Consider the following 12,940-nt stretch of genomic DNA (forward strand, 5'->3'; position numbering starts at 1 on the left):
TCGGTGGGATGGGTGAGACTGGGGTCATGTTGCTCACCGAGGTGGTCGAGACCTCGACCGCGCTTGCCGGGACGCGGTCGCGGCTGAAGAAGGCGGAGTTCATCGCCGGGCTGCTGTCACGCGCGACCGAGCCGGCCGAGACCGAGATCGTGGTCACGTACCTGTCCGGTGAGCTGCGCCAGCGCCGTACGGGCGTCGGGTGGCGGACGTTGATGGACGCGCCGACGCCGGCCGAGAGCCCGTCGCTCACGGTCGAGGAGGTCGACAGCGCGTTCGCCGAGTTGGCCGAGATGTCCGGGGCTGGGTCACAGGCCCGACGGCGAGAGGCGATCGACGCGCTGTTCGGCCGCGCGACCGAGGACGAGCAGCGATTCCTGCGGCTCCTCGTCGGCGGTGAGCTGCGGCAGGGTGCGCTGGACGGCGTGATGGCCGATGCGGTCGCCCGTGCGACCGGGATCCCGCTGGAGAAGATCCGGGCCGCGACGATGCTGCGCGGCGCGGCCGCGCCGGTCGCCGTCGCCGTGCTGACCGAGGGCGAGGCAGGGCTGGCGCAGTTCGGGCTGGAGGTCGGGCGCGGCGTGCAGCCGATGCTCGCCCAGTCCGCGACGAGCGTCGCGGAGGCCCTGACCAAGACCGGTACGCCGGCCGCCCTCGAGTGGAAGCTGGACGGGATCCGGATCCAGGCGCATCGCGACGGCGACGACGTCGTGGTCTACACCCGCACGCTCGACGACATCACCAAGCGCGTGCCTGAGGTGGTCAACGCCGTGCTCGCGCTCGACGCGCAACAGGTCGTGCTGGACGGTGAGTTGATCGCCTTGCGACGGGACGGTCGGCCGGAGGCCTTCCAGGTCACCGGGTCGAGGACGGCGACTCGGGCGGCGACCGGGCCCGAGTCGGTGCCGTTGACGCCGTACTTCTTCGACATCCTGCACCAAGACGGGCAGGACCTGATCGGTCTCGACGGTGCCGCGCGGCATGAGTGGCTGAGCAAGCTCATCCCTGAGGAGCAACGGATCCCGCGGCTGGTGACCGACGACGCGGACGCCGGACATGAATTCTTCCTCGACGCGGTGAAACGCGGCCACGAGGGCGTGATGGTGAAGTCGCTGACCGTGCCGTACGAGGCCGGCCGCCGCGGATCCGGTTGGGTCAAGGTGAAACAGACCCACACGCTCGACCTGCTCGTGCTCGCGGCCGAATGGGGCCACGGGCGTCGTACTGGCTGGCTGTCCAACCTGCATCTGGGCGCGCGGGACGAGGCGACCGGCGAGTTCGTCATGCTCGGCAAGACGTTCAAGGGGCTCACCGACGAGCTGCTGCGCTGGCAGACCGAGCGGTTCCAGGAGCTCGAGGACCACCGCGACGAGTACACGGTCTATCTCCGGCCGGAGGTGGTGGTGGAGATCGCCTTCGACGGCGTTCAGACGTCGCCGCGCTACCCAGCGGGCATGGCGCTGCGGTTCGCCCGGGTACTGCGCTATCGCGACGACAAGAGACCTGATCAGGTTGATACCGTCCAGACGGTGCGAGCCATCCACGAAGGTCTCGAAGCCGACGCGAAGCGGGAAGGTGGCGGGGATGCCTGAGCCACAGGAGGATCCGGACGTCGTGTCGCGCCGGATCGCCCACGAGTCGCTGTCCCAAGACGATCCGACCGGCTGGTTCGATCGGCTCTACTCCGCGGCCGAGGACGGTGGCGCCGTCGTCCCGTGGGATCGCGGTACGGCGCATCCGATGCTGACCGAGTGGATCGACGAGTCCCACCCGGACGGGACCGGGAAGACGGCGCTGATTGTCGGAGCCGGCACCGGTTGGGACGCGGAGCTGATCGCGGACCTGGGCTATGAGACCACCGCGTTCGACATCTCCCCCACAGCCGTCCAGGCCGCACACCGCAACCATCCCGACTCCAAGGCGCAGTACGTCACCGCTGACCTGCTGGCCCCGCCGGCCGAGTGGCACCGCGCCTACGACCTGGTCGTCGAGATCTACACCGTCCAGGCGCTGCCGATCGACCTCCAGCCTGCCGCCATCAAGCAGGTCGGCGAGCAGGTGGCCCCCGGCGGGACTCTCCTCGTCATCGCAGCCTCCCGCCCGGACGACGTTCCGGACTCCGACGTCGAAGGCCCGCCCTGGCCGTTGACCCGCGCCGCCATCAAGTCGTTCGCGACGCCGGACCTGCGCCTGATTCAACTCGATCAGTCCCCGAGCCCGGTCGATCCCACCATCTTCCGCTGGCGCGCCGAGTACCTCCGCGACTAGCCACCACCGCGCTGCCGGGAGGCGGTCCGCAACCGACCGCAGACCCTGCGGGACGTAGGATCCGTGCGTCACGAGCAGACTCTGCGACCCCCACTGGAGGCGACTCGTTAGATGACTTCTTCCGCCTGGTCACCGGTCGAACGGCTTGATGCGGCACGGATCGCCGCCGAGTTGGAGGAACAGACCGGCCTACCGCTGGTTGTCGAGGGGCTTGGCGCCGGCGGCAATGTGGGTGCTGCTGTCGTGCGGTGGCCGGACGGGCATCGCTCGATCCTGAAGTGGCGGCCCGATGTGCGACTGTCGGACCTCGAAGCGGGTCCGCTGGCGGTCACCGAGGCGGCGCGGGTGGCGGGACTGCCGGCGCCGCGGACCGAGTTGGCCGTCCAACTCGGTACGGCGATCGCGACCGTCCAGGAACTGTTGCCCGGAGCACCTATCGGGCGACTCGACGACCACGGGCTGACGCAGGCCCTGGACTTCAACTCGCTGCAGGCCGGCTTGCTCCGGGATCGGCCGGATGTGCCGGCCTTCGAGCTGTTCCTGGACCACGATGGGCCGGGCTTCTGCCTGCACGGACCGCTGCGTGCGCACAACCGTCGTACCGCCCGGATCGACGACTGGGTGCGGGAGGTCGGAACGGCGTACCCACCGCTGGTGGAGGGGGTCGACGCGGTTCACTCCGACTACCATGCGAGCAACCTGCTCGCCGTGGACGGGACCATCACGGGCATCATCGATTGGGACGGCGCCTCGCGTGGGGACCGTCGATTCGACCTGGTCACGCTGCGGTTCGGCGTACATGCTGAGCCACCGCTCGGGCGGGTGACTCCGCGGCTCGACGCCATCCTGGATGCGCTGCCGGCCGACGTACTCCGCCCGCTGTGGGCCGTGATGAGCCTGCGCATGGTCGACTGGGCGATCCGCCACTTCACTCCGGCAGCGGTCGAGCACTATGCGGATCTCGCCGAGCAGCGGATGGACTAGCGGACGAACCCGCCGAGTCATTCTTTAGTCGGTTGAGGATGGGCCATCGTGCTGGTTGAGTGCTCGCCATGGATACCCGCACTGCACGGCTGAGTCTGCATCCGGTCGATGAGCTGGAGGCGCGGCGTATTCGCGATCGTGCGCCGGACACCGACGACACGTGGGCGGACGACTACCCGTTCGACGGAGACCTGGCCGCGATCGGTGGCTTCCTGCGCGCGACCGAGCAGAACGGCGACCAGCGTCCGTTCGGCTACTACCAGATCAGGCGTCAGTCCGACGGGCTGGCTGTTGGTGGCATCGGCTTCAAGGGCCGCCCCGATGGGGACGTCGTCGAGGTCGGCTACGGACTGGCGCCCTCCGCGCGAGGACAGGGCTACGCCACGGAGGCGCTGATGACCGTCATGCAGATCGCCGCCGCACACGGCGTGACGACGATCCGCGCAGACACCGATCTCGACAACGTTGCGTCACAGCGCACCCTCGAAAAGGCAGGCTTCGCCCAGGTCGGAGCCGACTCCGAGCTGTACTACTTCGAGGCCCGGATCGCCCGATAGCAGGCCGGCTCATCCCGTCGGATCTCATGGGAACATATGTTCGATAATGCTGTAGACTCGTTCTATGGCGGGGCAAGGTGTTGTTGGGCCGACGGCGTTACGGATGATGCTGGGCAGTCATCTGCGGCGTCTGCGAGAGCGAGCCGGGGTGAGCCGGTCCGATGCCGGGTGGACGATCCGGGCGTCGGAGTCGAAGATCAGCCGGCTCGAGCTCGGCCGCGTCGGGTTCAAGGAGCGCGACGTCGAGGACCTGCTCAGCCTGTACGGCGTGACCGAGGCGCGCGAGCGGGAGCGGCTCCTGGAGCTGGCGCGGGAGGCGAACAACCGCGGCTGGTGGCACCGGTACGGCGATGTCACCCCGGACTGGTTCGACGCCTATCTCGGCCTCGAGGCGGCGGCCGAACTGATCCGGACGTATGAGATCCAGTTCGTTCCCGGATTGCTGCAGACTGCCGACTACGCCCGCGCCGTTGCCCGGCTGACGCCGGGCAACGCGCGGGCGGACGAGGAGATCGAGCGGATCGTCGCTCTGCGCACCCGGCGCCAACGTGTCCTGGATCGTGAGCCGCCGCTGAAACTCTGGGCCGTCATCGAGGAGTCGGTCCTGCTCCGCCCCATCGGTGGCTTCGATGTCCTCCGCGACCAGCTCGACGCGCTCCGTGAGGCAGCCCGCCGTCCCAACGTCACGCTTCAGATCGTCCCGCTCCGCAGTCCCGGCCACGCCGCAACCGGTGGCGCCTTCACCCTGCTGCGTTTCCCTCAGCACGACCTGCCCGACATCGTGTACCTCGAGCACCTCACCAGCGCGCTCTACCTGGACAAGCGCGACGACGTCGAGACTTACACCCAGACCCTGGACCTGCTGGCCGCGACCAACCCCGCACCCCAGCACACCGAGCAACTCCTCACCGAGCTGCTCGACCGGATGGCCGGCTGATCACTCGGACTCGCGCTCGGTCTCGATCTCAGATTCGGTGTCGGGCTCAGGGCCGGGTTCGGTCCCGGCCTTGGTCAGCAGGTTGGACTGCGGCTCGCCTTGCGCGTACTCAGGGTGATGGAAGTCGAAGGCGGGGCTGTCCGAGCGAATGCGCGGCAACTGCTCGAAGTTGTGCCGCGGCGGCGGGCAACTGGTCGCCCACTCCAGCGAGCGGCCCCAACCCCACGGGTCGTCGACACCGACCAGAGGCGTGCGGCGGGACTTGTAGACGTTGTAGAAGAACGGCAGGATCGACAGCCCCAGGATGAAGGCACCGACGCTCGACACCTGATTCTCCGTGGTGAAGCCTTCGTTCGCGCCGTACGTCGCGTAGCGCCGCGGCATGCCTTCCACGCCGAGCCAGTGCTGGATCAGGAAGGTGGTGTGGAACCCGATGAACAGCAACCAGAAGTGCAGCTTGCCCAGCCGCTCGTCGAGCATCCGGCCGGTCATCTTCGGCCACCAGTAGTAGAACCCGGCGAACATCGCGAAGACCACGGTCCCGAACACGACGTAGTGGAAGTGCGCGACCACGAAATAGCTGTCGTTGAGCTGATAGTCCAGCGGCGGCGAGGCCAGGATGATCCCGGTCAGACCGCCGAACAGGAACGTCACCAGGAAGCCGACGCTCCACAGCATCGGCGTGTCGAACGAGACAGACCCGCCCCAGATCGTGCCTATCCAGTTGAAGAACTTCACCCCGGTAGGCACCGCGATCAAGAACGTCATGAACGAGAAGAACGGCAGATTCACGCCGCCGGTGACGAACATGTGGTGGGCCCAGACCGCGATGGACAGCGCGCCGATCGAGAGGGTGGCGGCGACCAGGCCGATGTAGCCGAAGACCGGCTTGCGGCTGAAGACCGGCAGGATCTCGGTGATGATGCCGAAGAACGGCAGCGCGATGATGTACACCTCGGGATGCCCGAAGAACCAGAACAGGTGCTGCCAGAGCAGCGCACCGCCGTTGCCGGCGTCGTATACATGAGCTCCGAGTAATCGATCCGCCTCCAGCATCAGCAACGCGGCAGCGAGGATCGGGAAGGCGATCAGCACGAGGATCGACGTGACCAGGATGTTCCAGCAGAAGATCGGCATCCGGAACATCGTCATGCCGGGAGCCCGCATGGTGATGATCGTGGTGACGAAGTTGACGCCACCGAGGATGGTGCCGAGGCCGGCCATCCACAGCCCCATGATCCACAGATCACCGCCGACTCCCGGCGAACGAACGCCGCTCGAGAGCGGCGCGTACGCCGTCCAGCCGAAGTCGGCCGCACCACCGGGAGTAGCGAACGCACCCAGTGTGATCAGTCCGCCGAACAGGAACAGCCAGTAGCTGAACATGTTCAGCCGCGGGAACGCGACGTCGGGAGCACCGATCTGCACCGGCATGATCACGTTGGCGAACCCCACGAAGAGTGGGGTCGCGAACAGCAGCAGCATGATCGTGCCGTGCATGGTGAAGAGCTGGTTGTAGACCTCTTCGTCGACGATCTGCAGACCAGGTTCGATCAGCTCGGCGCGGATGATCATCGCCATCACGCCGGCGATCACGAAGAACGCGAACGAGGTGACCAGATACAGCTGACCGATCACTTTGTGGTCAGTCGTCGACAGCAGCCGACCGATCACCTGCCCCACGGGCTTCCGCGCCGGTGCAACTCCCACCGACGGGCCGGTACGTTCAGTGATCCCGGTCTGTTCGCTGACGCTCGCCATTCGACCTCCCGTGACGCCCACCACGCCACCCACGGTCTTCCGATTACACACCCGCCTGGGCCTGGGGCAACAGAGGCAGGGCCACCTCAGCGCGGCGGGCCTGCGTTCAGGACAGCGCGTACGTCGGGTAACCGCAGCGTCGACGGGTCGAAATCGGTGAGGCACCAGGTGGCGGCAGCGTACGGCGCCGGGTCGGTCGTGGGAGGTAGGGAGATGACGATGTCGTAGTTCGTGAGGTCGCCGCGGATGGACTCGAGGGCGGCGACGGACTCGGCCAGTTGGTCCGGAGAGGTCAGGTTGACCGGGAAGTAGCCGTCGTAGCGCGCGGCCCGGCGGAGCGGTTTGAGTTTGCCCGGGAAACCGCCGACCCAGAGGGGGACCCGGCCGGCGACCGGGCGCGGCAGGAAGGCGACCGAGGCGACGGTGTAATACGTGCCGTGATGCGACACCGGGTCGCCGGTCCACCCGGCGGTCAGGATGTCCAGGGCCTCGTCGAGTTGCTCGGCGCGGATCCGGTCGTCGACCTCGTCACCCGACCGGGAGAACTCCCCCGCGAACCGGTCGCTGCCGAGTCCGACGCCAAGTGTGAGCCGCCCACCCGACAGTACGTCGAGCGTGGTTGCCTCACGCAACAGTTTCACCGGCCGACGGCGCGCGACCGGTGTCACCATCGGCCCGAGCCGCAGCCGTTCGGTGACTGCAGCCATCGCGGCCATCGTGATCCACGGATCCGCCACCGAGGACACCGGCGCCCGCCACCACAGTTGGTCCCAGACGAACATCCCGTCCCAGCCGGCCTCCTCCGCCTCGGCCGCGAGGCGCGCCACCACGCGCGGGTCGGCAAGGTCGTCGAAGAGCGGAACCCACAGCGCGAAACGCATCATCGGCTCGCGGTGTGATCGGCAATCGCGTCGACGAGATCGTCCCAGCGCGCAGCCGGGACTCCGTGGCCGACGTCCGGCAGAACCACCAGGCGTCCGTTGGGGACGGCGTCCCGGAGGGCTTCGCCGTGCGCCAACGGGAACACGGGATCCAGCCCGCCGTGCACCACCAGCACCGGCATCGTCAGATCACCGAAGCCACCATTCACCGGACCGTCGAACGACATCGCGTAGTGGTTGGTCAGCGACGCCTCGAAGTCCCGCGCCCGCGCCATGTCCCGTCGTACCAGGTCCCGGGCCGCGGCCTCGTCGAAGTGCCCGAGGTACTCCGCCTCCATCGACCGTACGACGTACTCCTCGACCGAGGCCGGGTCCGTGAAGTCGGGCGGATCGAGGTGCGGCATCGACTCCGACGGCGGCAGGTCACCCGCGCCAGTGGATGTGGACACGAACGTCAGGGACGCCACCCGCGACGGATGGTCGACGCCGATCACGAGCGCAGTCCCACCGGACATCGACTGCCCGACCACGTGCGCCTGATCGATGCCCAAAGCATCCAACAGCCCGACCGCGTCGGCGGCCAGGTCGCGCATCGAGTACCCGGGCCGGCCAATCGGGTACGACGTGGACAGGCCGGTGTCACGCTGGTCGTAGCGGATCACATACAGCCCGCGGTCGGCGAGCTTCCAGCACAGCCCGCTCTCCCACCAGAGCATTGACGCCGATCCCCCATGGATCAGCAATACCGCCGGGTCGGCCGGATCACCGAACGTCTCCGCACACAGCTCGACACCATTGACCGAGTACAGCTTCTCCGAGGTCGTCATGTCCTCGACCGTAAGTCGACGTGAACCATCCCGAAAAGCGATTCTTCCCGATCAAACCGATCGCCATCACCGATAAACACTCGGCCGCCACCGCTCGGCGCGGTGGCGGCCCAGGGCCTCGATCCACTCCGTTTTGGATCGTTCAGTCCATAACGTGCTATTGTCGGCAGCATGGCCAGGCCGAGGACGTTCGACGAGGAGCGTGCTGTCGATGCCGCGATGAAGGTGTTCTGGACCTTCGGGTACGACGGCACCTCGACCCAGGACCTGTGCGAGGCGACCGGACTCGGCCGGAGCAGCATCTACAACACCTTCACCAGCAAGCGCGATCTCTTCGACCGGTCGCTCCGGCACTATATGGACGCCCGGACCGGTGGCCAGCTCGAGGTGATCGAGAGCGACCTGCCGATCAGGGAGCGTGTTCGCCGCATTCTCTGGGACGCGGTCGAGCCGGATCCCAACGATCCGGCTGGTTGCCTGGTGGTGAACACGCTGGTCGACCTAGCACCGAACGACCCCGAGATCGCCGCAGCACTGGAGCGCGACCACGCCAACCGGCTGGCTGCGCTGACCACGGCAATCCGTACCGCGCAGGCCGCGGGCGAGATCGCCGGCCAGGATGCTGCCGGTCTCGCGGAGTACGTGTTCGTCGTCCTGAGTGGCCTTCGAGTCGCCGCCCGTGGTGGCGCGACACGCAGTGCGCAGGAAGCCGTTGTCGCGGCCGCGCTCCGCGCCTTCTGAACAACTCGGTCACCGCTGCCCGCGTTGTGAACTGCTTGATCCAATACGAGAGGAACTCATGCCGCTCGCGGTCTACGTGCTCGGTCTGGCGATCTTCGCCCAGGGCACGTCCGAACTCATGCTCGCCGGTCTCCTGCCTGAGATCGCCGGCGACCTGAACGTATCCATCCCGGCCGCCGGTCTGCTGATCTCGGCGTTCGCCGTCGGCATGCTGGTCGGCGCACCGATCCTTGCCGTCGTCACCTTGCGATGGACACGGCGTACTGCGCTGCTGGCCTTCCTGGCTGTCTTCGCACTCACTCATGTCGTCGGCGCGCTGGCGCCGGGTTACGGCATGCTCGTCGCCACACGCATCGTCGGTGCCTTCGTATACGCCGGTTTCTGGGCCGTCGCAGCGGTGACAGCCATCGGCCTGGTCGGTCCGGAGGCGCGCGGCAAGGCGATGAGCATCGTCGCCGGCGGCCTCACCATCGCCACGATCGTCGGCCTGCCCGCCGGCACCGTCATCGGCCAGCACCTGGGCTGGCGAGGAGCGTTCTGGACCGTTGCCGTCCTGTCAGCGCTGGCCATGATCGGCGTCATCGCGACGGTTCCGGGTGGACGCTCGGGCGCCACGCCTGATCTTCGCGCCGAACTGCGCGCGATGATCAACCCAAAGCTCTGGCTCGCCTATGGCACGACGGCCGTGTCCACAGCGGCGTACCTGGTCATCTTCAGCTACCTCGCTCCCCTGCTCACCGATTCCACCGGCCTCACCGAAGGCTGGGTCCCGGTCGTACTCGCGTTGTACGGCGTTGGCGCGCTGGCCGGCATCACCATCGGCGGCCGGACCGCGGATGCCCGTCCTTTCACGACCTTGCACGTCGGCATCGGTGGCGGCATCGCGGCGTCCATCGTCCTTGCCCTGGGCACCGGTACGCCGTGGCTCGCGGTCATCGCGATCGTGCTCGTCGGAGCGTTTGGATTTGCCAACAACCCCGCGATCAACACCCGGGTCTTCGGCCTCGCCGGGTCCGCGCCGACACTGGCGGCGGCGTTCAACATTTCGGCCTTCAATGTCGGCATCACCATCGGACCGTGGCTCGGCGGCTTGGCCATCGACGCCAACGCCGGCTATCCCTCGGTCGCCTGGATCGGCGCAGCCCTGGGTCTCGTTGCCCTGGGCACCGTTCTGCTGGCTGCCGTACGCACTCCCCGGTCCATCGATCAGGTGAAGGAGAGCGCAACCTCGATGGCTGGCCGGTAGCTCTCGAGCCGGATGGTGGTCCACGTCTCGGGTCCACCGACGGCGTCGTCAGTGGTCAGGCGATAGATCAGGGCACGGACCAGCATCTGGCCCCACTCCGGCAGATGCGCCCAGCGGGCAGCCAGGTCCGGCGTCGCGCCGTACCAGCAGAGGGCGTCGGCGACCGCGACGGCCGACGCCCACGACGGCGGTCGCCAGTACACCGGCCAGTCGATGATCGCGGGCGGCAGCCCGTCGGCGAACATCACGTTGCCCGGAAGATCGCCGTGCACCACCTGCGACCGCAACTCCACCGGCCGCCGTGCCTCGACGAGCTTCCGCACCACCTCCCGGTACGTCGGACTGCCGTCCGCCGGCTGTTCCTCCCAGGCCACGCGATCGCCGGTCGCCCACGGATCGTCGCGACGGTCCAGGAAGTCAGGGCGAGGTAAGTCCGCGACCGCCTCGTGAAACGCGACCCCCGCGGTGAGCACCTCGTCCTGCCGGCTCACGTCGGTCTGCCCGTCCAGCAGTTCGGACGCTTCCCAACCTTGGGACGTCCACTGGCCGCCCCGGGCGCGCACGGGGCGCGCGACCCGGAAGGCAGGCGAGGCGGGTAGCGCCGAGAGCACACCTGCTCGCCACTCGGCCTCGGCGGCGAAGCCGGCCGGCTTCAGCACCACATCGCCCACACGCCACGTCTCACCCTGACCACCAGGAAGGAGTACAGGGACTCCGGTCAGGTGAAACGCGTCCAGGACAGGATCGGGCGGGGGTGTGGTCACCGGCCCGATCCTAGGGACGCGCCTAGCTGCGCGTCTGCTTCTTTTGACCCGCGCGTCAGCAACCGGCTATTGAGAGCGACACCCGCCAGCAACGGCAGCAGCCCGGTGAAGGTCCAGATCAGCCCGGCCGCGACGGCGATCCAGCCCACGACGGCCGGTCCGATGAGGACTCCGGCGTACGTGAAAGTGGTCAGCCGGGACACCGCGGTCGCGGCGGCCGTCCCGCCCTCACGGCCGACCGCGCTGAAGATCAGCGGTAGCAGAACCGATCCACCGAGACCGACCAGTCCGAATCCGGCGATCGACATCCACCACACCGGTACGGCGACCACGACGCCCAAACCGATCATGGCCACCGATGCGGCAACCCGGAACACGGCTGCCGCGCCGTACCGCTCGGTCAGCCGGTCACCGATCAGGCGGCCCGCCGTCTGGCATGCCGTGTACGCCGTGAACGCGAGACCCGCGGTGGCCAGGTCAGCACCGCGTGACTCATGCAGCAGCACTCCACTCCAACTGATCACCGCTGCCTCGCCGATCATGACCACGAAGCCCATCGCGCCGAAGATCAGCACCGGGCGAGTCCATCCCGACTTCCAGCCGGTCCGCTGCTCGCCGTCCGTCGTACCCGACGATCGGTCTGCTTCGGGCGGAAGAAGATTCCGCGTCGCAAGTTGACCGGCGACCAGCAGTACGGCGGCAACCACCAGGAACTGCGGACCGATGCCGACCCCCGCGCGGGTGACCGCAGCGCTGACAAGGGACGCGAGTACGGCGCTCACGCTCCAAGCGGCATGGCAGCCGTTCAGGATGGGCTTCTCGCGAAGACGTTCGACCGCGACCGCGTGCGCGTTCATCGAGACGTCCACCGCGCCATGCACCAGACCCATGAGCAGTACGGCGACGCCGAGCTGCACCGGGTTGCGGGCCAGACCGACGCCTGCCAGGAGGATCGGGAGCGCGGCCAGGCCGACCTGGATCAGCCGCCGGCTGCCAGAACGCGCGACCAGGCTCCCGACGAACTGCATCGACACCAGCGCGGCCGCGCCGAAGAGCGTCAGGATGATGCCCAACTGGCCCTCACTGAGCTGGTGCTCGACCTTGATCGACGGGATCCGGGCCAGATAGCTCGACACCAGGCACCCGTTGACGAAGAACACCGCTGTCACCGACCAGCGCGCCCGACCTATCATGACGACCTCCTTGAGCGCGCCCGCTGCGCGGTCTCGGACCGGACGTCGGAGCAGGTCGGAGGATGTTGCCAATTCGGTGCGGCGGGTCGGGTGCGGGCCGGAGCGGTACGGCGCTCTAGGATCTCGTGGTGACTGATCTTGATCTGTTCGGGGACCTGGACACGGCGGCGCTACCGGAGCGGCAACAGCGGATCCTGGTGGTGATCCGGGACTGGGTGATGCGGCACGGGTACTCCCCCAGCACCCGCCAGATCGGTGACGCGGTCGGCCTGCGCTCCACCTCCTCGGTGTCGAAGCACCTGGCCGCTCTCGAGGACAAGGGGTTCCTGCGCCGCAGCCCGTCGGTCTCCCGGCCGATCGACGTACGGATGTTCTTGCAGGACCCGCCGGCCCGGCAGTCGGGCGAGGACTCGGTGCCGGTGCCCGTCGTCGGTGACATCGCGGCCGGTACGCCGATCGCCGCCGTCGAGCACGTGGACGACGTACTGCAGTTGCCGCGCGGGCTGACCGGCCGCGGGAACGTGTTCGGTCTGCGGGTCCGAGGTGAGTCGATGATCGACGCCGCGATCTGCGACGGCGACATCGTGGTCGTCCGGCAGCAGTCCGAGGCGCACTCGGGCCAGATCGTCGCCGCGATGATCGACGAGGAGGCGACCGTGAAGGTCTACCGCCGCCGCAACGGCCACGTCTACCTCGAGCCGCGCAACCCGGCGTACGAGGTCATCGACGGTGACAACGCAGTTGTTCTCGGCATCGTGGTCTCGGTCCTGCGCAGCGTCTGACC

General features: G+C 68.0%; 13 protein-coding genes. 8 read left to right on the plus strand and 5 right to left on the minus strand.

Going from position 1 to position 12,940, the window contains the following annotated elements:
* The first annotated feature begins 8 nt into the window (after nt 1-8).
* The 5 genes from E0H73_RS19120 (at nt 9) to E0H73_RS19140 (ending at nt 4,743) form a co-directional block, all read left to right on the plus strand.
* On the plus strand, nt 9-1,589 hold the full coding sequence (locus E0H73_RS19120) for an ATP-dependent DNA ligase (protein ID WP_238164086.1): 1,581 nt from the start codon (nt 9-11) through the stop codon (nt 1,587-1,589).
* The gene (locus E0H73_RS19125) at nt 1,582-2,265 is read left to right on the plus strand and encodes a class I SAM-dependent methyltransferase (protein ID WP_131357876.1); all 684 of its coding nucleotides are present in this window, start codon (nt 1,582-1,584) and stop codon (nt 2,263-2,265) included. Before E0H73_RS19120 ends, E0H73_RS19125 begins: the two co-directional genes overlap by 8 nt.
* Nucleotides 2,266-2,376: 111 nt before the next feature.
* Entirely contained in the window at nt 2,377-3,249 is an 873-nt protein-coding gene (locus tag E0H73_RS19130; RefSeq protein ID WP_131357880.1) for a phosphotransferase, read from the plus strand.
* A gap of 68 nt (nt 3,250-3,317) precedes the next feature.
* Nucleotides 3,318-3,806, plus strand: coding sequence for a GNAT family N-acetyltransferase (locus tag E0H73_RS19135; RefSeq protein WP_131357883.1), 489 nt, complete (start codon nt 3,318-3,320; stop codon nt 3,804-3,806).
* A 64-nt stretch (nt 3,807-3,870) separates the two neighbouring features.
* A complete protein-coding gene (locus E0H73_RS19140; protein WP_238164087.1) occupies nt 3,871-4,743 on the plus strand; it encodes a helix-turn-helix domain-containing protein in 873 nt (290 codons plus the stop codon).
* Here the strand turns inward: E0H73_RS19140 and ctaD are convergent, their stop codons facing one another.
* From ctaD to E0H73_RS19155, 3 genes are all read right to left on the minus strand, one after another.
* Nucleotides 4,744-6,504, minus strand: a complete 1,761-nt coding sequence (gene ctaD / locus E0H73_RS19145; RefSeq protein ID WP_131357886.1) for an aa3-type cytochrome oxidase subunit I — start codon at nt 6,502-6,504, stop codon at nt 4,744-4,746.
* 86 nt (nt 6,505-6,590) lie between these two features.
* A complete protein-coding gene (locus E0H73_RS19150) occupies nt 6,591-7,388 on the minus strand; it encodes an LLM class flavin-dependent oxidoreductase (RefSeq protein ID WP_202867447.1) in 798 nt (265 codons plus the stop codon).
* Nucleotides 7,385-8,212 (minus strand): alpha/beta fold hydrolase, encoded by an 828-nt coding sequence (locus tag E0H73_RS19155; protein ID WP_131357889.1) that lies wholly within the window; start codon nt 8,210-8,212, stop codon nt 7,385-7,387. The genes E0H73_RS19150 and E0H73_RS19155 overlap by 4 nt, the downstream gene beginning before the upstream one ends.
* A gap of 171 nt (nt 8,213-8,383) precedes the next feature.
* Here E0H73_RS19155 and E0H73_RS19160 point away from each other — a divergent pair, with 171 nt between their 5' ends.
* Complete coding sequence (locus tag E0H73_RS19160) at nt 8,384-8,953, plus strand: TetR/AcrR family transcriptional regulator (RefSeq protein WP_131357892.1); 570 nt, start codon at nt 8,384-8,386, stop codon at nt 8,951-8,953.
* A 58-nt stretch (nt 8,954-9,011) separates the two neighbouring features.
* A complete protein-coding gene (locus E0H73_RS19165; RefSeq protein WP_131357895.1) occupies nt 9,012-10,199 on the plus strand; it encodes a Cmx/CmrA family chloramphenicol efflux MFS transporter in 1,188 nt (395 codons plus the stop codon).
* On the opposite strand, the gene E0H73_RS19170 is transcribed toward E0H73_RS19165, so the two are convergent.
* Nucleotides 10,160-10,963, minus strand: coding sequence for a TIGR02569 family protein (locus E0H73_RS19170; protein WP_131357898.1), 804 nt, complete (start codon nt 10,961-10,963; stop codon nt 10,160-10,162). The two genes, E0H73_RS19165 and E0H73_RS19170, sit on opposite strands and share 40 nt — an antisense overlap.
* The gene (locus E0H73_RS19175; protein ID WP_131357901.1) at nt 10,960-12,156 is read right to left on the minus strand and encodes an MFS transporter; all 1,197 of its coding nucleotides are present in this window, start codon (nt 12,154-12,156) and stop codon (nt 10,960-10,962) included. Before E0H73_RS19175 ends, E0H73_RS19170 begins: the two co-directional genes overlap by 4 nt.
* 128 nt (nt 12,157-12,284) lie before the next feature.
* Between E0H73_RS19175 and lexA the strand changes: the two genes are divergently transcribed.
* The gene (lexA, locus tag E0H73_RS19180; protein WP_238164088.1) at nt 12,285-12,938 is read left to right on the plus strand and encodes a transcriptional repressor LexA; all 654 of its coding nucleotides are present in this window, start codon (nt 12,285-12,287) and stop codon (nt 12,936-12,938) included.
* The last annotated feature ends 2 nt before the right edge of the window (nt 12,939-12,940 follow it).

Origin of the sequence: Kribbella pittospori (assembly GCF_004331465.1) — a bacterium.
GTDB classification, from domain to species: domain Bacteria; phylum Actinomycetota; class Actinomycetes; order Propionibacteriales; family Kribbellaceae; genus Kribbella; species Kribbella pittospori.